The organism is Stenotrophomonas sp. PUT21 (assembly GCF_052232875.1).
Taxonomy (GTDB): Bacteria; Pseudomonadota; Gammaproteobacteria; order Xanthomonadales; family Xanthomonadaceae; genus Stenotrophomonas; species Stenotrophomonas maltophilia_N.
Window position 1 is genome coordinate 1,853,268 of sequence record NZ_CP197645.1, and the last position, 19,171, is coordinate 1,872,438.

A 19,171-nucleotide genomic window follows, 5' to 3' on the forward strand; every position below is an offset into this window, starting at 1 on the left:
CAAGGTGCATCCATTGCGCGGAAGGTCATGAAGACGTGGAAGGTTCTGCCGCGGCGCTTCTATCAGCGGCACCCGGCCGAGGTGGCGCCCGAGCTGCTGAACAAACTGCTGGTCCGCGATGACGGCCGCGCGGGGCGGATCGTGGAGGTGGAAGCCTACGCCGGTGATCAGGATCCGGCGGCGCATTCGTATCGCGGCATTACCGCGCGCACCGCCACGATGTTCGGTGAGGCCGGCCATCTGTATGTGTATTTCAGCTACGGGATGCACTGGGGCTCGAACGCGGTGTGTGGCGAGGTCGGCCAAGGCTGGGGCGTGCTGTTGCGGGCGCTGGAGCCGGTGGCGGGACTGGCGTTGATCCATGAGGCACGGCCAGCGATCAAGCGCGCGCGCGACCTGGCCAGTGGGCCGGGCCGGTTGTCGCAGGCCATGGGCATCACCAAGGCGCTGGATGGCGCGGATCTGGTACGCAATGACCGTGGTATCCGCATCGTGTCCGATGGGATGGCGCCCCCCGATACGCCAGTGGTCGGGCCACGGATCGGGATCAGCAAGGCGATCGAGTTTCCGTGGCGCTGGCATGTGCCGGCGCATCTGCACGTGTCCGGCCGCGTGGGTGCCAAGAAGACGGGCGGAACCGCATGAGTCCCTCGCCGCCCGCCGCTTCGCCTGCACGCCGGGTACGCCGCTGGCTGCTGCGGCTGTTCATCCTTGTCGTGTGCATCGTGGTGGCTGGTGTGGTGTGGAACAGCCCTTTTGCCGAATCGCCCCGCGCGCTCTGGCGGCTCTCGCAGATGCCTGTCCCCACCGCCCTGCCCGTGCCGGTGGCCGGTGTTGCCGCCCGCCAGGTCGCCGATACGTTCGGCGCACCACGCGGGCGCGACCGCACGCATGCTGGCGTGGACATCTTCGCCAAGCGTGGCACCGAGGTGCGCAGCGCCACGCCGGGCATCGTTGCCGATATCCGTGAGAGTGGCCTGGGCGGGCGCCAGGTCTGGGTGATGGGGCCGGCGCGCGAGCGGTATTACTACGCGCATCTGGACGACTGGCGCGACGGTCTGGCGCGTGGCGACGTCATCGAGCAGGGTACGGTGCTGGGGTACGTCGGTGACACCGGCAATGCCAAGGGCACGCCGCCGCATCTGCACTGGGGCATCTACGGTGCCGACGGCGCCTATGATCCGCTGCCCTTGCTGAAAGCGTGGCCGGACGCGCCCTGAGCGCGCGTGCAGAGCCCCTTCACAACAAAGCGCACTGGACTAACACCCACGCGCCTAGCGTCGGATATTCCAACCCACCGGCAGTACCTCCATGGCGATCAAGACCGCAGAAGACCTGTTCATCCACGAGCTCTCGGATATCTACAGCGCAGAAAAACAGCTGACCAAGGCGCTGCCGAAAATGGCACGCGCCGCCTCCAGCCCGGACCTGGCCGCCGCGTTCACCACCCACCTGGAAGAAACCCAAGGCCAGATCGAGCGCATCGACCAGGTGGTGGAGTTGCTGGGCATCCGGCTCAAGCGCATCAAATGCGCCGCGATGGAGGGGCTGGTCGAAGAAGGCAAAGAGGCGATCGACAGCATTGAAGAGGGTCCCGTCCGCGATGCCGCGCTCATTGGTGGCGCGCAGAAGGTGGAGCATTACGAAATTGCTTCGTACGGCACCATCGCCGCATTGGCCAAGCAGCTGGGTTACAAGGCGGCCGTGCCGCTGCTGCTGGAAACGCTGAAAGAAGAGAAGGACACCGACGAAAAGTTGACCCTGCTGGCCCTGGCCGGTGGCGGCAATGCCAAGGCCGCCGCGGCCTGAGTTCGACCACAGAGGAGCCTTGCATGTCCCTGCCCCCACCCGTTCTTTACCACGCCTCGCTTGAGCATGCCGACGAAGATGAGGCCACGCATATCCGCGAGCTGACCGAGGTATTCGCGCGCATGGCCTTGACCGTGGCCGAGCAGGAAGGCCACGCGCACCGTGCGGTCCATGCCAAGGGCCAAGGCCTGTTGAAGGGGCGGCTGCGCGTGCTGGATGGATTGCCGGCGGAGCTGCGCCACGGTCTGTTCGCGCGCCCGGGAAGCTACGACGCACTGGTTCGGCTGTCGTCCCCGCCGGCCGAGCAGCTCCCCGATTCGGTCTCCACCCCACGCGGGATGGCGCTCAAGGTGATCGGTGTGGAGGGTGCGCGGGCGGACGGCGCCGAGGAGCAGCACACCCAGGATTTCCTGATGGTCAACGGCCCAGCGTTCACTACGCCCGGCGTGGCGGGCTTCCTGCGCTCGGCCAAGCTGTTGGCCGCCACCACCGAACGGATGCCGCGCACCAAGCGGATGATATCGGCCACGCTGCGCGGCGCGGAGGCGGCGCTGGAAGCGGTGGGCGGCCAGAGTGCCACGCTGAAAGGCATGGGGGGCGAGCCGCAGCACCATCCGCTGGGCGAGACGTTCTTCAGCCAGGTGCCGTTCCTGTATGGCCCGTACATGGCCAAGTTTTCCCTGGCCCCGGTCTCACCGGCGCTGCTTGCGCTGACCGGTGACAAGATCGGCTCGGACGAGGATGCGCAGCGTGACGCGGTGGTGGCGTTCTTCACCGACCTGCCCAATCCCGTGGAATGGGAATTGCGTGTGCAGTTGTGCCGGGATGTGGAATGCATGCCGATCGAAGATGCGTCGGTCGCGTGGCCCGAGGCGGTCAGCCCGTTCCTGCCGGTTGCACGCCTGAGCATCGCGCAGCAGGAGGCCTGGCAGCCCGGCAGCTCGCCGGGCATCGAGGATGCACTGGCATTTGCACCGTGGCACGCGCTCGCCGAGCACCGGCCGCTGGGGGGCTTGAACCGTGCGCGTCGCGTGGTGATGGCCGCCTCGCGTCAGTTCCGTTCGCGGTTCAACGGCTGTCCCATCCACGAGCCAGTGGGCTGACGGCCCGCCTGCACGTCATGGATCACGCAGCACTTTGCCCGCCGCTTCGCGCAGGGCGGTCGTGATGCGCTGAAGCGTGGTCGAGCGGATCGCGGCGTGCTGCCAGTACAACGGCACGTCGATCCAGCGCGTCGGGTCGAGTTCGACCACGCGTTGGCGCTGCAGCGCCGGGGCCGCCAGCGACTCTGGAACCAGGCACCAGCCCAGGCCCAGCGCAGCGGCGTCGACAAAGCCGGTCGACGTGGGCAGATAGTGCACCGGCGGCGCGAGCACAGCGCGGGTGACGTTGCGCAGGTACCGTGCCTGCAGGCGGTCTTTGCGGTTGAACACGATCATCGGCGCCGTGGCCAGCGATACCGCACTGACCCCTGCGCCGAAATACCGCACGTTGAACACCGGCGCCGCGATCGCCACGTAGCGCATGGTGCCCAGCGGGTAGACGTTGCATCCCTGCAGTGCCTTCGCATCGGCGGTCACCGCGCCGAGGGCCGACCCGTCGCGCAGCAGATCCAGGGTGTGATCCTGGTCGTCCACGCGCAGGTCGAAGGTGTAGCCATGTGCGTCGTGCAGCGCCGCCAGCGCCGGCAGGAACCAGGTTTCCAGCGAGTCGTCGTTGACCGCCACGCAGACGTTGCGATGCGGCAGGTCCGCATCAGGCAGGAAGTCGGCGAGCACCTCTGCTTCCAGCGTCTGCATGGGGCGCACGCGGCGCAGCAGCTGCTCGCCGGCCGGTGTGGGGTGGCATGGCGACTGGCGCACGATCAGTACCTGGCCAAGGCGATCCTCGAGCGCCTTGATCCGCTGGGAGATCGCCGACTGGGTGAGGCTGAGCCGGCGTGCGGCCGCCTCGAAACTCCCTTCCTCCAGGACGGCCGAGAACGCGGCAAGTTGGGGGTGGAGCAGGCTCATCTCACGGCATCCGCATCAGATAGGCTTATCGTGCCACAGGAATTGTAGTTGGGCTTATGGCGGTGCGGGCGGCACCCTGCACGCCCCTCCCGTGGATATCGCCATGCTTCCTGCTGCCGCCCTCGCCGGGTTTCTCGCCGGTGCCGGTCTCATCATCGCCATCGGCGCACAGAATGCCTTCGTGCTCCGGCAGGGCCTGAAACAGCAGCATGTGATGCTGGTGGTCGCGGTCTGCGCTGCCGGCGACATCGCCCTGATCCTGCTCGGGGTGGCCGGCATCGGTGCGGCCGTGGCGCGCTTCCCGCTGCTGCTGGAGGTCCTGCGATTCGGAGGTGCCGGCTTTCTCGCCGTGTATGGCCTGATGGCGGCGCGCCGGGCGTGGTCCGGCGGTGGCGGGCTCGGTGCCGGTGCCGACATCCGCGCGGACTGGCGGCGGACGCTGCTGATCTGCCTGGCGTTTACCTTCCTCAATCCGCACGTCTATCTGGACACCATGGTGTTGCTCGGCAGCCTCTCCACCCGCTATCCAGGCGATGCGCGCTGGGTCTTCGCGGCAGGCGCCTGCCTGGCCAGCGTGTCGTGGTTCACCACGCTGGGTTTCGGCGCACGCTGGCTGCAGCCGTGGTTTGCCCACGCCCGGGCATGGCGCTGGCTGGATGCGGGCATCGCGGTGTTCATGCTGGCACTGAGCCTCTTGTTGCTGCTCAGGCCATTGCAGTAACGCTCACGCCGGGGTGTGCAGCTCCATCGCGCGCATCACGATCGGCTTGGCCCAGTCCGGCGTCTGCAGCAGCTCGATCGCCGATGCCGGGTAGTGCAGCCCGTTGCGATCCAGCTGCAGCACCGGCAGCGGTTCGGCGCCGTCGGCATCGGCCGGGGCGCTGTTGTCGTAGACATGCAGCTCGGCCAGGTGTGGCAGCAGCGCCAACAGGTTCTCGCGCGAGGAATCGTAGCGGGCACGGATCTTGTCGGCCGGAATGTCATGCCCGCCCCGGCTGACCCGTGCGGCGACGCGTTGCATGTGCAGTTCCACGCTCTGCAGGCCACAGAACCAGATGGCCACGTGGTGGCGGTCGCAGGCCTCGCGCAGCAGGCGCGGAATGGTATTGCCGCCCAGCGTGGTCTCGAACGCGAAGTCGGTGCCTTCGTCGATCGCCTGCCGCAGCCGCCGCGCGCCTTCATTCCACGCCGCAGCGTTGGCCTCGCCCAGCGCCCAGCCCATCTCGACCAGGCGACGGGTAAACGTATCCGGGTTGAACCAGGTCAGGCCTTCTTCTTCCAGCCACATGCCCAGCAGCGAACTCTTGCCGGCGCCATTGACGCCGGCCAGCACCAGAATCCGTCCCATCGGTCAGAGCGGACTGCCGAGCGCGACCTTGCGGCCCCGGCGGATCGGCTGCCCCAGCACCTTGCCCAGCCCACCCTCACGGCCGAGGCTGGCCAGCGTGGTGTCGAACGCAGCGCGCAGGCGGTCCAGTTCGCCCAGCCGCTCATCGGCGTCGCCGCCGCCCGCCTTGGCCAGCAGTTCCTGATAGGTCTTGATATCCACGATCACCGCTTCGGGGTGATTGTGGTTGGTGATCACCAGCGCCTGCTTCTCGCGGACGGTCCGCATCAGGCTGGGCCAGCCGCGGGTTTTCACCGAGGAGGCAGTGGCTTTCTCAAGGCCGGGCAGATCCAGTGGCAGGGTCATGGCACGCTCCAGGACGGGATGTGCCCACTATACCCCTTCTGGCCAAATTGGACATAAATCCCATTTTGGCCAGAAGGAGGGTCCGCAAGCCCGTCAGTGGGACATCGAGTACGGCTGCTCGGCGCCCTGCCCCGGCCAAGCCTTGTTCGGCGCGGCCTGGAGCGTGAAGCGCAGCTCGCCGCCGGCCAGGATCTCGTCGTGGCGCAGGAAGGTGCGCTGCAGCGGCTGGCCATTGAGGGTGACCGAGCCGACGTAATCGTGGCCCTTGCCCAGCCCCTCGGTGACGATGGTGAAGGTCTTGCCATTGGGCAGGTGCAGCGCCGCCTTGGGCAGGAACGGGCGGCCGATGATGTACTCGCCGCTGCCCGGGGCGACCGGGTAGAAGCCCAGCGCGGTGAACACGTACCAGGCCGACATCTGGCCGAGGTCGTCATTGCCGGCCAGGCCATCGGGACGATCGGCGTACTGGGTGTCCATGATCTGCTTCAGCCGCGCCTGGGTGCGCCACGGCTGGCCCGCATGGGCATACAGGTAGGCCACATGGTGGCTGGGCTCATTGCCATGCGCATACCAGCCGATCAGCCCGGTGATGTCTTCCATGTGCTCGAAGATCGCGGGGTCGACCTTGGCCTCGAACACTTCGTCCAGACGGGCCAGCAGTTTATCGCTGCCCCCGTGCGCGGCGGCCAGGCCGGCCACATCGTGCGGCACATACCACGAGTACTGCCAGGCGTTGCCTTCGGTGTAGTCCGTGCCGTAGCCGCTGGCGCTCGGGTCGAACGGCGTGCGGAAGCTGCCATCGCGCTTGCGTGCCCGCATGAAGCCGGTGTCCTTGTCGAACGCATTGCGCCAGTTCGTGGCGCGCTTCTCGAACTCACCGGCGACCGTCGTGTTGCCCATGGCCTTGGCCATGCGCGCGATGGTCCAGTCGTCGAAGGCGTACTCCAGGGTTTTGCTGGCCGCCTCGCCTTCTTCGTCAATCGGCACCCAGCCCAGCTCGCGGTACTGCGCGATGCCGTCGTACGGGCCGTAATTGGCGGTGGCCACCATGGCGGCCAGTGCCTTGTTCTCATCGAAACCACGGATGCCCTTGAGGTAGGCATCGGCGATCACCGGCACCGCGTGGTAGCCGATCATGCACCACGTTTCCTGCCCATGGAACGCCCACACCGGCAGCATCCCGTAAGCGCTGTTGTGCTGGTGCGCGAGCAGTGAATTGATGAAATCGCTGTTGCGCTTTTCCGGCTGCACCAGGGTCAGCAGCGGATGCAGGGCGCGGTAGGTATCCCACAGCGAGAAGGTCGAATAGTTGGTGTAGCCCTCGGCGCGATGCACGGCGTTATCCGAGCCGCGGTACTGGCCATCGCTGTCCATGAACACCGTCGGCCCGAGCAGGCTGTGATACAGCGCGGTGTAGGCGCTGCGGCGGTCGTGCTCGGGGCCGTCGATATCCAGCACCGACAACGCCTGCGTCCACTGCGTCTTCGCCTCCGCGCGGACACGGTCGAAATCGAAGCCGGGCACCTCGCTTTCCAGGTTGGCGATCGCCCCTGCCTCGCTGACCGACGAGATCGCCACCGTCACCACCAGCGGTACGTCCAACTTGCCGAAATCGAACGTGCCCACCAGCTGGCGCCCTTCGATCTGCGCACGCTGCGCCGGGCTCTGATGCCCCGGCGGTGGGAAGCCCTTGTAGGCGATGTCGGTTTCGGTGTTGTGGAATGCGTGACCGGTCAGTGGCCGCGAGAAGCGCATCGCGAAATACAACTGGCGACCCGGTGCCCAGCCGCGGGTCTCGCGGAAACCGGTGATGGTGCCGTCCTCGCGGGCGCGCAGGCGCGACCACATGATCTTGCCAGGATAGTCGTAGAGGCTGGTGCGCAGGTCCAGCAGCACGCGTGCCGGCTGATTGGCCGGATAGGTATAGCGGTGCACGCCCACGCGCGTGCTGGTGGTCAGCTCCGCGCGCACCTTCGGATCATCCAGGGTGACGGCGTAGTAGCCCGGCTCGGCGCGCTCGTCATCGTGACGGAAGCGCGAGGTATAGCCGCTGCCGGGTTTGTCCGGATCGCCGCGCTCCAGGCTGGCATCGGTGCGCACCGGCATCAGCAGCACATCGCCCAGATCGGAATGGCCACTGCCGGAGAAGTGCGTGTGCGAGAAGCCGACGATGCTGGTGTCGTCATGCCGGTAGCCTGCCGCCCAGCCATAGGCCTTCTCACGCGGCTGGATGCGGGTGTCCGGACTGAGTTGGACCATCCCGAACGGCACCGTGGCACCGGGATAGGTATGCCCCTCCCCCGCCGTACCGATGAACGGATCCACCGCGGCATACGCGCGCTCGCCGACCTTCGCTGGCGCCCCCGTGGCTGTGCCGGCCACCAACATCGCCCCTACCGCGAGCCCCAACCAGCGCACCGTCCCCGTTTTTGTCATGGCGTTGAATTTAGATCGATTCAGGTGAGGTTGATCCTAGCACTGGCCGATCCGGCTGACATGTTGCGGTGCGGGTGTCCCCGGCGCCGGCCCTATCGGCCGACGCCATGGTTGCGGCACGGGTGATGGAAGCGGGCCGGCATTACGCCGGGCGCGCCTCTTCTGGCACCGCTGCCACCGGCAGCGTCGGCTGGGTCGCATCCACCGTGACCGGCTCATCGCTGCGCATCAGCGCACGGGCTTCGGCTTCGCTCGCCACCGCCGGCGGCGAACCGCGCAGCGGCATGCCCGCGGTTTCGCGCACGAACAGCATGGTGATCACACCGATCACCGCCGCGCCCATCAGGTAGTACGCCGGCACCAGCGGGTCGCCGGTGCGCTCCACCAGCCATGCGGTGACCAGCGGCGTGGTGCCACCAAACAACGAGACCGAGACGTTGAAGGCGATCGACAGCGCGCTGTAGCGCACCGGGGTATAGAACAGGGCCGGCAGCGTGGACGGCATCGAACTGGTGAAGCACACCAGGGCCACGCCGAGCAGCATCAACCCGAGGAAGATCAGCCAGTCATTGCCACTGCCGACCAGCTTCAGGCACGGGATGGCCAGCAGGAACAGCGCGATGCAGGCGCCGATGATCATCGGGCGGCGGCCGAGGCGATCACTGAACAACCCGCCCAGCACGTTGAGCGGCATCATCACCAGCATCACGATGATGATCAGCAGCAGGCCTTTGCTCTCGGCATAGCCCATCGTCACGCTCAGGTAGCTGGGCATGTAGGTCAGCAGCATGTAGTCGGTGACGTTGAACACCAGCACCAGGCCCACGCAGATCAGCAGCTGCGCCCAATGCACGCGGAACAGCGCGCCCAGGCCCGGGCGCTCATGGTCGCGTTTCTCGGCCTCTTCGGCGTACGCGCGGAAGGCCGGCGTCTCCTCCAGCTTCATGCGCATGTACAGGCCGAGCAGCCCCAGCGGACCGGCCACCAGGAAGGGAATGCGCCAGCCCCAGTCCAGCATCTGCGTGCTGCTCAGGGCCATGTGCAATGCAGTGACGGTGCCGGCGCCGGCGATGTAGCCGCCCAACGTGCCGAACTCCAGCCAGCTGCCCATCAGGCCGCGGTTGCGGTCCGTCGAGTACTCGGCGATGAAGGTGGCCGCGCCACCGTACTCACCGCCGGTGGAGAAGCCCTGCACGACACGGGCCAGCAGCAGCAGTGCCGGTGCCCACAGGCCGATGCGGTCGAAAGAGGGAATCAAGCCGATACTGAAGGTGCCGGCGGCCATCAGGATCATGGTGAACGCGAGCACTTTCTGGCGGCCGTACTTGTCACCCAGCGGGCCGAACACCAGCCCGCCCAGCGGGCGCACCAGGAAGGCGACGGTGAAGGTGGCGAAGGTGGCGATCAGCTGCGCGGTCGGGCTGCTGCCGGGGAAAAACACGTGGCCGAGGGTGACGGCGAGATAGCCATACACACCGAAATCAAACCACTCCATCGCGTTGCCGAGTGCGGCAGCGCCTACGGCTTTCTTCAACATCGGGCGATCAACGACGGTCACTTCGTCGACGTGCATCTGGCGGCGGCGTTTGAACCAGCCGAAATGAGCATGTGCGGCATGCAGGTCCTGCATCTGCTTTCTCCTGGAAGCAGGCCATCGCGGCGCCCGAGGTCCCGCGCACGGCACAGGAAATACCGCCTCTGATGACACAGCGCGATGCGCGAAGAGGGGTTGCAACAGACGATCCCGGACGGCCGCGTGGACTCAGCGACGCTGCGGGATGGATGACCAGGAAGCGGGCAATGGCCCGGGGGTGATCAAGCGGACCATCTTACTACACTTGGCGCAGTCGATCCCCTCCATGCGAGTCTGCGGCGCATGGAACAGCGTGTTTCAAGCTGTTTCCCTGGCGTTACTGGCCGCGTTCCAGCGCGTCGATCAGCGGCGCCAGATCCTCGCGCTCGTGCGGCCGCACCGCCCGCGCGATTTCCTGGCCATCGCGCAACAGGATCACGGTCGGCCACAGCTTGACGGCGAAGGAGCGGCCCAGTGGCCGCCCCTTCCCGTCCTCGACCTTCACGTGTGTCGCGTCGTAGCCGCCAAGAAACTTCTGCAACAGCGGCTGGGCGGCACTGCAATGACCGCACCAGCCGGTACCGAACTCCAGCAGCACCCACCCGCTGCCCGCGTCGATCTCGGCGCGGGTGATGTCCGATGGGCTGTACTCACGAACGAAGGCCATGGGCGATGCTCAGGACAGAGCGCGCTGGATATCCTCCAGCGGCGCGTTGGTGAAATCCTTGGCGAGATCCTTGATCAGGCGCTCCTGCGTTTCCTTGTGCAGCAGCGGGCGGATACGGCCCAGGGTCTGCGGATCGGCGATCAGGATCAGATGCGCGTAGCGGTTCTTAAACGCGTCTTCGTTCAACTGCGCCGCGACCTGCTTGGCAAAGGTCGCCTCGTTGAGCTGGGAGATGGTCATCTCCTGCGGCACCGAACCGGAGGGCCCCTGGCCGGACGCACCCGTATCGCTGACGGCCTGCAGCTGCAGTTCCCCCTCCTGCTTGAGCTGCAGCTTGTGCGCGGTGCCGACGTTGGTGAACACGCGGGCCGAGCCACCATCGGCTACAACGACCAGGGTACCTTCGGGAATCTGCTGACTCATCATCTACTCCTTAATGGGAAAACAGAGCGCGGGTGCACTCTACGGCCACCGTAGGCGAAGGCATGTAAGCACCGTGCATACGGATGTATGCGCGGCGTATGCAGTCGCAGTCCGCCCCGCTGCGCACGGGGTTACGCCAGCGCCGTCGGGGCATTCCCTCCACCAACCGGCCCGACTATTCCCCTGTCTGCAGCCCGCCGGCGGAACGGCCCGAACAGACCTGGGCTGTCGGCGCGGGCGATGACGAGACCCTCTCTAGATCAGGTCCGATACAATCATGTAGGAACAGCGTGTACGGAGCTTTTGCGCATTGCTGTTCGGATCCGAGATCGGTTCAATGGTGTCCGACAGCGTGCCAAGAAAAACCAAAGGAACATCCACGCTGATGTGGTCCGAATCAAATGCCGCACGCGTAAACTGCCGATCGTCGATGAGAGTTTTGAACGCAACGTTTTCGTTCGGCAAAAACGGCCACCCATGCCAGACCAGCACGGCCTTGCCGAGCTGTCCCGCTAAATACGCCATTGCTGCCTGATCCTTGACGGAGAGCAGATGCAGCACGAAAAGCGAATCGCGCGGTACGGCCGCGATCTTGGTGAGCAATCGGTCAAGTGTGGCTCGGACGTAAGTGTCCAGAGCCGACCCATCGGGTGGGAGAAGATCGCCCAGGGTCTGCAACCCGCGCGCAGAGAGATCATCACCAAGATCGCAGTATTTGGCAAAATCAACGATCCGTTCGATATGCACCACCTCCGCTGCGACGCCGGGTACGTCCCGTCCTTCTGCGAACTTGCGGGGATCGACCGCCAAGGCGCGGTCACATGCCACCACCAGCGCCTCACGGGCGAACGGGACGTCGTAGTCAACCAAAACATATGGCCTGCCGCGACGTTCCCGTGCCGGTTCGGGATCGTATTCGTCAAAATGCGTCCGCAATGTCCTCGCGACCGTCTGAGCCACCCTTTCTACCGGTACGACTGGAATATTCGTCTTTGAAGCACGCGCAAGCATTTCATCGATCAGCTGGCCTGTGATCAGCTTCAACGAACCAGGCGCAGCCCAGCTTGATTCGGAACGGGACACCCCAGAGGAAGCCCCACCCGAGAGCAGCGTGCCCATATCGTCCTTCGTAAGCACGTTGAAAATGCCCATCGCATCTGGCAGCCGGCTGACACGATCCAGCAAAATGGATGCCGCAATCAGTGCCAATGCGTTGCGCGAAAAGAGTCGGCGATCAGCCTCCCTCTGAAGCTGCGCCAACTCGGGCGCATCACCCTGCTCTGATCCATTCTGGGCGGACGTCCCTCCAGCAACGGCCACGATGGCTCCCAGATCGGTAGCGGTGGAAAGTAGCGACGAGACCGACCAAGGCACAATATCGGCATTACGTGTCTGCGCGCTCAGCAAATAGGTGTAAAGGTCCGACTCCACGATCACATCATGAAGCGAAGACGAAAACGAGGACCATTTGTTGATCATCGGCACTGCATTGGCCCGGGCCGTCAGCTGCGCATAGGACTGACTGTCGCGGAGCCCCATGACGAGCAGCTGCAATACTGCAGACATCTTGAGGGCGGCGCGCTCGATTCCCAGCGCCCGTTTATAATCCGGGTGGCTGTGCAACGCCTCCAGATGCTGGAGTTTCAATGCGTCCTGTTGCGCACGATATGCCGAGTGCGCGATGAACACTGCTGTGATTGAACCAGCAACCGCCACAACTGACGCGATGACCAGTGACCACAACTGAAGATTCATCCCTGCGGCGCCCTCGACCCCGGGAGCGATAGGCATGCCGAGCCCGGATCGCCCGATTGCCAGTGCGATCAACACGAGAATGACCGCGCTGGTCAACAGGGCGATGATGAATAGAGGCAGTGGTCCCCTCGTCAACCTAGCCATCTTTTTGCGTCCTTGTACGGGGCTCTGACCACGTCCAATGGAGCTCCCAATATAATCCTTCGAACTCACCCCGGCCTCCTGCTTCCAATGGGTAGGTCACCGCTTCCTGTGCGTCAAGAGCATACTTCAATGGAGTGCGTCGCACCGGATAGCCGCTGATGTCGGGTACACGTTAGTCTTCAGGGCCAGGTCTCGAGAATGAATTGGATGGATACTGAAGCGCTCGTGGTTGTCTTTTTCGCCACACCCGATAACCGTATTGCCATCGAAGAGCCCACTGCAGCTTGGGGCAGAATTTCGTTGGGCTTATGGTCAAGACTGTCCGCATTGGGAGTCGAAAAGGGATTTGAACTGCCCGCCTTGGGAGCCAGCTCGCTTCTTCTGCTTGACCGGGAAGAATGTCGGGTTTTCCGGTCGCAGCTTCAGTCTCTGATCACGGAAATCGACGATCTTCCTGGCAGCCCTGCGCATTCCGCACTCTGCAGGCTCGTTGCCAGCATCGCATATGTGGATCAAAACGCAGGATACATGCTGCAGATTGGACTGCACTGCGCGTAAGGCGGACGATGTTCCGCGCTCAGCCCTGATAGGGAGACTGAACGCTTGCCCGGGCAGCGCCACACCGTTCGGGTGTAAAATTCGCCGTTTTAACCGGAACAATGGCCAAAACCGCGCAACGGACCCCTGTCCCGGGCCCGGCCTTCATCCGGCTGCTGGCCCGCCTCGCTCAAAGCAACCTGTCCTCGACAGGCCCTGCCCTGTCGGACCGGCTCAGCGAATGGGTGGACTGGACGCGGGCGGTGACCTTGTCCAAGGCGCTCGATGGGCGGCTGCCGCCTGCGGTCGAAGGGCCGGATTTCGATGCCGACGAGGACGCGGACTGCCAGCGGATCCGCGCGGCGCTGGAAGCCACCATTGTTCAGGAACCTGACTCTTTCAGCGCTGGTCGGCGGCCGGTCGACGCCGAGGGCGCCCAAGTGCCGGCCGAATACACCGCGCACCGCGAGCGCTACCTCACCGTGCAGCGCTCCATGCTGGGCGCCACCAGCCGGCTGCGCGGGCGCCTGCGCGACATGCTGACCCGCACATCGCCCGAGCTGGCGCGGCTGGCCGAGGTGGATGCCCTGATGGAGCAGACCCTGAGCGCGCGCGAGCACAGCCTGCTGGCCAAGGTACCGGTGCTGCTGGGCGTGCATTTCGAGCGCCTGCGCGATGCCGGCAGCGATGATGCCTGGCTCGAGGTGTTCCGCCGCGACATGCAGAGCCTGCTGCTGGCCGAGCTGGATCTCCGTTTTCAACCGATCGAAGGCCTGCTTGCAGCGCTTCGCACCCACTAACCGGGACGTCATGTTCAGAACCAGTCTTCACTACGTTGTTTTCCTGCTGGGCCTTGTTGCGGTGTGCTGGATCGGGGCCGGTTACGTCAGCACCAATCCGGTCGGCTTCGCTGTCGCCCTGCTGATCGCCGTCTGCTACCTCGCTGGTGGCCTGGAGCTGTATCGGTACCGGCAGGCGACCGCGTCGCTGACGGCGGCCAGCGCCAGTGCCGGCTCCGCCACCCCCGGCCTGGCCGCCTGGCTCGGCCAGCTGCATCCCAGCCTGCGCAATGCCGTGCGTCTGCGCGTGGAGGGCGAGCGGGTGGCCCTGCCCGGTCCGGTTCTGACCCCCTATCTGGTCGGGCTGCTGGTGCTGCTGGGCATGCTCGGCACCCTGCTCGGCATGATGGCGACCCTGCGCGGCACCGGGCTGGCGCTGGAAAGCGCGACCGACCTGCAGGCCATCCGTGGCTCGCTGGGCGCGCCGGTGGAAGGCCTTGCAGTGGCATTCGGCACCTCGATCGCCGGCGTCGCCACCTCCGCCATGCTTGGCCTGCTCTCGGCGCTGTGCCGGCGCGAGCGCCTGGAAGCGGTACAGCGGCTGGACGTGGAAATCGCCACCACCCTGCACACGCACTCGCAGTCCTGGCAGCGCAATGAAGCCTTCCGGCTGCTGCAGCAGCAGGCCGAACTGATGCCCGTGCTGGTGGACCGGCTGCAGGCCATGTCCACCGCGATCGAACAGCAGAGCAGCGCCTCGGGCGAGCGGCTGCTGGCCAACCAGCAGCGCTTCCACGCCAAGGCCGACGAGGAATACGCGCGCCTGACCGCTGCCATCGAGCAGTCGCTGAAGGACAGCGTCGCCGAGAGCGCACGTGCGGTCGGCGCAGCCCTGCAGCCGGTGATGGACACCACGCTGGCCGGCATCGCCCGCGCCAACACCACCATGCACGAGACGGTGACTGAGGCGGTGCAGCGCCAGCTGACCGGCTTGACCGAGGGGTTCGACGCCAGCCGTGCGGCCACCGCCGCGTCCTGGCAGGCCGCGCTGGACAGCCAGCAGCAGACCAACACCGCACTGACCAACGATCTGCGCGCCGCGCTGGACGGATTCGCCGCACAGCACGATCAACGCGCGCTCGGCCTGCTCGACGCTGTTTCCGCGAAGCTGGTCAGCACTGCTGACGGTTGGCAGGCCGCCCAGTCCGCACAGCAGCAGACCAATGCAACCATGGCCGCCGAGCTGCGCAGCACGCTGGCCAGCTTCGCGCAAACGCATGACGCCCGGGCTACCGGCCTGATCGATTCGGTCGGCAGCCGCATGGAGGCCACCACCGCGCAGATCGCCGAGGCCTGGCAGCAGGCGCTGGCCCGCCAGGATGCCGCGGCGACCGCACTGAGCGAGCGCCACCAGCACGCGCTGGATGCCGCTGCCGCGACGCTGCAGGCGCAGGCAGTCTCGCTCGGCAAGGCGATGCAGCATTCGCACGCCCAGCTGCAGGACGCACTGGAAGCACGCGATCAGCAGCGCCTGAGCGTCTGGACCGACGCCTTCACCGCCATGAGCGCCCGCCTCGGCGAGCGCTGGGAGCAGACCGGCGCGAGCGTGGCCAGCCGTCAGCAGGAGATCTGCGACACCCTGGCACGCACCGCCAGCGAGATCACTCAGCAGGCCCAGGCGCACGCCAGCGAAACGATCAGCGAAATCTCGCGGCTGGTACAGGCCGCCTCGGAAGCGCCCAAGGCCGCGGCCGATGTCGTAGCCGAACTGCGCAGCAAACTCTCCGACAGCCTGGTCCGCGACACCGCCACGCTGGAAGAACGCAGCCGCCTGCTGGCCACCGTGGAGACCCTGCTGGATGCAGTCAATCACGCCGCCAACGAACAGCGCGTCGCCGTGGATGCTCTGGTCTCGACCTCGGCCGAGCTGCTGGACCGCGTCGGCACCCGCTTCACCGACCACATCCAAGCCGAGACCGGCAAGCTGGGCAGCGTGGCCGCGCAGGTCACCGGCAGTGCAGTGGAAGTCGCAAGCCTGGCCGATGCACTCGGCAGCGCCGTGCACGCCTTCGGCACCGCCAGCGATGGCCTCAACGAGCGCCTGGCCCAGATTGCCGCCTCGCTGGATGGCTCGCTGGCACGGAGCGATGAGCAGCTTGCCTATTACGTTGCGCAGGCCCGTGAGGTGATCGACCTCAGCGTGCTCTCGCAGAAGCAGATCATCGATGAGCTGCAGCAGCTGGCCGGCCGCCGCAGCAGCAAGGCCGGGGCCGCGTCGGCATGAGCGACGAGATCGAAGTCGAGGCCGACGGAGGCGCCCCGATCTGGGCCACCTTCGGCGATCTGATGTCGGTGCTGCTCGGCGCGTTCGTGCTGATCCTGGTCGGCGTGGTCGCGCTGCAGCTGGAGCTGACCAATCGGCTGGATGAAGAGGTCAAGCAGCGCCAGGCCGAAGTGCAGCGCCGCCAGACCCTGGAACAGGCCCTGGCCGGGCCGTTGGCGGCCGGACGCGTGACGCTCGTGGATGGCCGCATCGGCATCCGCGGCAACGTGCTGTTCGCGTTGAACTCCGATCAGCTCCAGCCGGAGGGCCTGGAGGTGCTCAAGAGCCTGGCCGGTCCGCTGAAAGGCTATCTGGCCTCGCGCGAGGAAATCCTCATGGTCAGTGGCTTCACCGACGACCAGCAGGTGCGCGACGGCAACTGGCGCTTCGCCGACAACTGGGAACTGTCCGCCGAGCGTGCGCTGACCGTGACCCGCACACTGATCGCCGAGGGGGTGCCGTCGGATGCAGTGTTTGCCGCGGCGTTCGGCGCCGAGCAGCCGGTGAGTTCCAACGCCAACGAGGACGGCCGCGCGAAGAACCGCCGCGTGGAGATCGCCCCGATCCCGAAACCCAAGGCGAGCAAGGCCGCGGATGCCCCGTAACCCTGTCGCAACCGCTGAGATTCTCCAGCGTTGGCGAGCAGACAAGCTCGACGAGCTGGACCGCACGCGCTTTGCGGTGATCGAGGCATTGCATGCCCGTGTGCAGGCGCATGACGGCGAGGTGCGGGCGCTGTTGCAGGCAAAGCTGGATGCATGGGTGGCCAGCTACGGCGAGCGGATTGCCGAGGCATCCGCGGCGGCGCCATCCGGGCTGGGCCCGTCACCCGGGCGCATCAGCCTGCAGGCGCTGATCACGGAATTGACCCGCCAGCACAACCCGGCCTACCCCGAACTGCCCGTGCTGGCCGAGGTTCGTGCAGGCTGGGCCACGCTGCGCAATGCCAGCCAGTTGAAGGAATCGCTCGCCCAAATGCCGACCAATGGCGGCCCGCTGAATTCCGGCGTGCTGGTCCATCGCGCCCTGACGCTGATGAAAGACACGTCGCCCGGTTATCTGACGCACTTCATGACGTACCTGGATGCCCTGTCCGGCATGGAGCATCTGCATCAGTGGGGCGTGCTCGTGGCGACGCCGAAGGCTGCATCACGGGGTGCAAAGCCGCGGCGGCCACGTGCGGGCAAGGCGGCCGGCTGATCGACCGCCGAGCGTGTCACTCGACCCTCGGCACATTGCGCTTTGGCCTGCGGTCATTCTCGGCCTCCGCTCACCTGAATACGACAGCCCCGAACGACGCTCTCTCGGCCCCTCTTGCCCCCGCCAATTTCGGGTGGTAATTTCGTAATTACAGCGTAATTACGTAGAGGCGGCAGATGGCTCGAGACTGGAACACGCTTGCGGACCGCCGCCAGGCAAGGCTGAAGCGGGCCACGGATGCCGGACTGGGGCCTCTGGTGCCCCATGCCGAAGTCACCCGGCTTCTGCACACCGTGCTCGAACCGGGTGACCGGGTCTGCCTGGAGGGCAACAACCAGAAGCAGGCCGATTTCCTCGCCGAGTGCCTGGCCCAGCTCGATCCGGCCCAGGTCCACGGCCTGCACATGGTCCAGTCCGTGCTGTCCCTGCCCTCGCATCTGGATGTATTCGAACGCGGCATCGCCCAGCGCCTGGACTTCTCGTTCTCCGGTCCGCAGAGCGGCAGGCTGGCCAATCTGGTCGCCGAAGGCCGGATCGAGATCGGGGCCATCCATACCTACCTCGAGCTGTTTGGCCGCTACTTCATCGACCTCACCCCGCAGGTCGCGCTGATCGCTGCCCAGGCCGCCGACCGCCACGGCAATCTCTACACCGGCCCGAACACCGAAGACACCCCCGTGATCGTCGAAGCCACCGCGTTCCGGGGCGGCATCGTGATCGCGCAGGTCAACGAAATCGTCGACACCCTCCCCCGCGTCGATATCCCGGCCGATTGGGTCAACTTCGTCACCGAGGCGCCGCGCCCCAATTACATCGAGCCGCTGTTCACCCGCGACCCGGCGCAGATCTCCGAGATCCAGGTGCTGATGGCGATGATGGCCATCAAGGGCATCTATGCCGAGTACGGTGTGCAGCGCCTCAACCACGGGATCGGCTTCGATACCGCCGCGATCGAGCTGCTGCTGCCCACCTATGCCGAATCGCTGGGCCTGAAAGGCAAGATCGGGACGCATTGGGCGCTCAACCCGCATCCGGCGCTGATTCCGGCGATCGAATCGGGCTTCGTGCAGTCGGTGCATTCGTTCGGCTCGGAGCTGGGCATGGAGCGCTACATCGAGGCGCGCTCGGATGTGTTCTTCACCGGCAGCGACGGCAGCATGCGCTCCAACCGCGCGTTCTCGCAGACCGCCGGCCTGTATGCCTGCGACATGTTCATCGGCTCCACGCTGCAGATCGATCTGCAGGGGAACAGTTCCACCGCCACCCGCGACCGCATCGCCGGCTTCGGCGGCGCGCCCAACATGGGCTCGGATGCACGCGGCCGCCGCCATGCCAGCCCGGCCTGGCTCAAGGCGGGTCAGGAAGCGGCGCTGCCCGGCCAGATGCCACGTGGGCGCAAGCTGGTCGTGCAGATGGTGGAAACCTTCCGCGAGCATATGGCGCCGGCCTTCGTCGAGCGCCTGGACGCGTGGGAGCTGGCCGAGCGCGCGAAGATGCCGCTGCCGCCGGTGATGATCTACGGCGATGACGTCACCCACGTGCTGACCGAAGAAGGCATCGCCAATCTGCTGCTGTGCCGCAGCCCCGAGGAACGCGAACAGGCGATCCGTGGCGTGGCCGGCTACACCGCGGTCGGCCTGGGCCGCGACCGCGCGATGGTGGAGAACCTGCGCGACCGCGGCATCATCCGCCGCCCCGAAGACCTGGGCATCCGCACCCGCGATGCCAGCCGCGACCTGCTCGCCGCGCGCTCGGTCAAGGATCTCGTGCGCTGGTCCGGTGGGTTGTACAACCCGCCCAAACGCTTCCGCAACTGGTAA

General features: G+C 66.1%; 19 protein-coding genes. 11 read left to right on the forward strand and 8 right to left on the reverse strand.

Annotation, left to right across the window (positions count from 1 at the left end; genetic code table 11):
* Positions 1-27 precede the first annotated feature (27 nt).
* From ACTT2I_RS08650 to ACTT2I_RS08665, 4 genes are all read left to right on the forward strand, one after another.
* A complete protein-coding gene (locus ACTT2I_RS08650) occupies positions 28-645 on the forward strand; it encodes a DNA-3-methyladenine glycosylase (protein ID WP_421099940.1) in 618 nt (205 codons plus the stop codon).
* The gene (locus ACTT2I_RS08655) at positions 642-1,220 is read left to right on the forward strand and encodes a M23 family metallopeptidase (protein WP_421099939.1); all 579 of its coding nucleotides are present in this window, start codon (positions 642-644) and stop codon (positions 1,218-1,220) included. Before ACTT2I_RS08650 ends, ACTT2I_RS08655 begins: the two co-directional genes overlap by 4 nt.
* A 91-nt stretch (positions 1,221-1,311) precedes the next feature.
* Positions 1,312-1,809: a YciE/YciF ferroxidase family protein gene (locus tag ACTT2I_RS08660; RefSeq protein ID WP_421099938.1), complete on the forward strand. Its 498-nt coding sequence runs from the start codon at positions 1,312-1,314 to the stop codon at positions 1,807-1,809.
* 23 nt (positions 1,810-1,832) lie between these two features.
* The gene (locus tag ACTT2I_RS08665) at positions 1,833-2,912 is read left to right on the forward strand and encodes a catalase family protein (RefSeq protein ID WP_421099937.1); all 1,080 of its coding nucleotides are present in this window, start codon (positions 1,833-1,835) and stop codon (positions 2,910-2,912) included.
* A 15-nt stretch (positions 2,913-2,927) separates the two neighbouring features.
* On the opposite strand, the gene ACTT2I_RS08670 is transcribed toward ACTT2I_RS08665, so the two are convergent.
* Positions 2,928-3,821: a LysR family transcriptional regulator ArgP gene (locus tag ACTT2I_RS08670; RefSeq protein WP_421099936.1), complete on the reverse strand. Its 894-nt coding sequence runs from the start codon at positions 3,819-3,821 to the stop codon at positions 2,928-2,930.
* Between the two features lie 103 nt (positions 3,822-3,924).
* Between ACTT2I_RS08670 and ACTT2I_RS08675 the strand changes: the two genes are divergently transcribed.
* Positions 3,925-4,542 carry a LysE/ArgO family amino acid transporter gene (locus tag ACTT2I_RS08675; protein ID WP_293981442.1) on the forward strand — a complete coding sequence of 206 codons (618 nt, stop codon included), beginning with the start codon at positions 3,925-3,927 and terminating at the stop codon, positions 4,540-4,542.
* A gap of 3 nt (positions 4,543-4,545) precedes the next feature.
* Here ACTT2I_RS08675 and ACTT2I_RS08680 read toward each other — a convergent pair whose 3' ends face one another.
* The 7 genes from ACTT2I_RS08680 to ACTT2I_RS08710 all read right to left on the reverse strand — a co-directional run bounded on the left by ACTT2I_RS08680 (position 4,546) and on the right by ACTT2I_RS08710 (position 12,512).
* The gene (locus ACTT2I_RS08680) at positions 4,546-5,169 is read right to left on the reverse strand and encodes a hypothetical protein (protein ID WP_088434275.1); all 624 of its coding nucleotides are present in this window, start codon (positions 5,167-5,169) and stop codon (positions 4,546-4,548) included.
* 3 nt (positions 5,170-5,172) lie between these two features.
* Entirely contained in the window at positions 5,173-5,514 is a 342-nt protein-coding gene (locus tag ACTT2I_RS08685) for a type II toxin-antitoxin system prevent-host-death family antitoxin (protein ID WP_293981438.1), read from the reverse strand.
* Positions 5,515-5,607: 93 nt separating this feature from the next.
* Positions 5,608-7,902 carry a GH92 family glycosyl hydrolase gene (locus tag ACTT2I_RS08690; RefSeq protein ID WP_421099935.1) on the reverse strand — a complete coding sequence of 765 codons (2,295 nt, stop codon included), beginning with the start codon at positions 7,900-7,902 and terminating at the stop codon, positions 5,608-5,610.
* Between the two features lie 190 nt (positions 7,903-8,092).
* Positions 8,093-9,580, reverse strand: a complete 1,488-nt coding sequence (proP, locus tag ACTT2I_RS08695; protein WP_293981432.1) for a glycine betaine/L-proline transporter ProP — start codon at positions 9,578-9,580, stop codon at positions 8,093-8,095.
* Positions 9,581-9,860: 280 nt separating this feature from the next.
* The gene (locus ACTT2I_RS08700; RefSeq protein WP_293981429.1) at positions 9,861-10,190 is read right to left on the reverse strand and encodes a thioredoxin family protein; all 330 of its coding nucleotides are present in this window, start codon (positions 10,188-10,190) and stop codon (positions 9,861-9,863) included.
* 9 nt (positions 10,191-10,199) lie between these two features.
* Complete coding sequence (locus ACTT2I_RS08705; RefSeq protein WP_421099934.1) at positions 10,200-10,613, reverse strand: host attachment family protein; 414 nt, start codon at positions 10,611-10,613, stop codon at positions 10,200-10,202.
* Between the two features lie 255 nt (positions 10,614-10,868).
* A complete protein-coding gene (locus ACTT2I_RS08710; RefSeq protein WP_421099933.1) occupies positions 10,869-12,512 on the reverse strand; it encodes a hypothetical protein in 1,644 nt (547 codons plus the stop codon).
* A gap of 198 nt (positions 12,513-12,710) precedes the next feature.
* Here ACTT2I_RS08710 and ACTT2I_RS08715 point away from each other — a divergent pair, with 198 nt between their 5' ends.
* The 6 genes from ACTT2I_RS08715 (at position 12,711) to mdcA (ending at position 19,171) form a co-directional block, all read left to right on the forward strand.
* The gene (locus ACTT2I_RS08715) at positions 12,711-13,070 is read left to right on the forward strand and encodes a hypothetical protein (RefSeq protein ID WP_443096829.1); all 360 of its coding nucleotides are present in this window, start codon (positions 12,711-12,713) and stop codon (positions 13,068-13,070) included.
* Positions 13,071-13,171: 101 nt separating this feature from the next.
* Complete coding sequence (locus tag ACTT2I_RS08720; RefSeq protein ID WP_421099932.1) at positions 13,172-13,849, forward strand: DUF3348 domain-containing protein; 678 nt, start codon at positions 13,172-13,174, stop codon at positions 13,847-13,849.
* Positions 13,850-13,859: 10 nt separating this feature from the next.
* On the forward strand, positions 13,860-16,112 hold the full coding sequence (locus ACTT2I_RS08725; RefSeq protein ID WP_421099931.1) for a DUF802 domain-containing protein: 2,253 nt from the start codon (positions 13,860-13,862) through the stop codon (positions 16,110-16,112).
* On the forward strand, positions 16,109-16,756 hold the full coding sequence (locus ACTT2I_RS08730) for an OmpA family protein (RefSeq protein ID WP_421099930.1): 648 nt from the start codon (positions 16,109-16,111) through the stop codon (positions 16,754-16,756). Before ACTT2I_RS08725 ends, ACTT2I_RS08730 begins: the two co-directional genes overlap by 4 nt.
* Positions 16,746-17,351, forward strand: a complete 606-nt coding sequence (locus tag ACTT2I_RS08735) for a DUF2894 domain-containing protein (protein WP_421099929.1) — start codon at positions 16,746-16,748, stop codon at positions 17,349-17,351. Before ACTT2I_RS08730 ends, ACTT2I_RS08735 begins: the two co-directional genes overlap by 11 nt.
* A 176-nt stretch (positions 17,352-17,527) precedes the next feature.
* A complete protein-coding gene (gene mdcA / locus ACTT2I_RS08740; protein ID WP_421099928.1) occupies positions 17,528-19,171 on the forward strand; it encodes a malonate decarboxylase subunit alpha in 1,644 nt (547 codons plus the stop codon).

Bases quoted from the DNA above. Each gene is read 5' to 3' on its own strand.
- ACTT2I_RS08650 (WP_421099940.1), top strand. From the start codon at position 28: ATGAAGACGTGGAAGGTTCTGCCGCGGCGCTTCTATCAGCGGCACCCG.
- ACTT2I_RS08655 (WP_421099939.1), top strand. From the start codon at position 642: ATGAGTCCCTCGCCGCCCGCCGCTTCGCCTGCACGCCGGGTACGCCGC.
- ACTT2I_RS08660 (WP_421099938.1), top strand. From the start codon at position 1,312: ATGGCGATCAAGACCGCAGAAGACCTGTTCATCCACGAGCTCTCGGAT.
- ACTT2I_RS08665 (WP_421099937.1), top strand. From the start codon at position 1,833: ATGTCCCTGCCCCCACCCGTTCTTTACCACGCCTCGCTTGAGCATGCC.
- ACTT2I_RS08670 (WP_421099936.1), bottom strand. From the start codon at position 3,821: ATGAGCCTGCTCCACCCCCAACTTGCCGCGTTCTCGGCCGTCCTGGAG.
- ACTT2I_RS08675 (WP_293981442.1), top strand. From the start codon at position 3,925: ATGCTTCCTGCTGCCGCCCTCGCCGGGTTTCTCGCCGGTGCCGGTCTC.
- ACTT2I_RS08680 (WP_088434275.1), bottom strand. From the start codon at position 5,169: ATGGGACGGATTCTGGTGCTGGCCGGCGTCAATGGCGCCGGCAAGAGT.
- ACTT2I_RS08685 (WP_293981438.1), bottom strand. From the start codon at position 5,514: ATGACCCTGCCACTGGATCTGCCCGGCCTTGAGAAAGCCACTGCCTCC.
- ACTT2I_RS08690 (WP_421099935.1), bottom strand. From the start codon at position 7,902: ATGTTGGTGGCCGGCACAGCCACGGGGGCGCCAGCGAAGGTCGGCGAG.
- proP (WP_293981432.1), bottom strand. From the start codon at position 9,580: ATGCAGGACCTGCATGCCGCACATGCTCATTTCGGCTGGTTCAAACGC.
- ACTT2I_RS08700 (WP_293981429.1), bottom strand. From the start codon at position 10,190: ATGGCCTTCGTTCGTGAGTACAGCCCATCGGACATCACCCGCGCCGAG.
- ACTT2I_RS08705 (WP_421099934.1), bottom strand. From the start codon at position 10,613: ATGAGTCAGCAGATTCCCGAAGGTACCCTGGTCGTTGTAGCCGATGGT.
- ACTT2I_RS08710 (WP_421099933.1), bottom strand. From the start codon at position 12,512: ATGGCTAGGTTGACGAGGGGACCACTGCCTCTATTCATCATCGCCCTG.
- ACTT2I_RS08715 (WP_443096829.1), top strand. From the start codon at position 12,711: ATGAATTGGATGGATACTGAAGCGCTCGTGGTTGTCTTTTTCGCCACA.
- ACTT2I_RS08720 (WP_421099932.1), top strand. From the start codon at position 13,172: ATGGCCAAAACCGCGCAACGGACCCCTGTCCCGGGCCCGGCCTTCATC.
- ACTT2I_RS08725 (WP_421099931.1), top strand. From the start codon at position 13,860: ATGTTCAGAACCAGTCTTCACTACGTTGTTTTCCTGCTGGGCCTTGTT.
- ACTT2I_RS08730 (WP_421099930.1), top strand. From the start codon at position 16,109: ATGAGCGACGAGATCGAAGTCGAGGCCGACGGAGGCGCCCCGATCTGG.
- ACTT2I_RS08735 (WP_421099929.1), top strand. From the start codon at position 16,746: ATGCCCCGTAACCCTGTCGCAACCGCTGAGATTCTCCAGCGTTGGCGA.
- mdcA (WP_421099928.1), top strand. From the start codon at position 17,528: ATGGCTCGAGACTGGAACACGCTTGCGGACCGCCGCCAGGCAAGGCTG.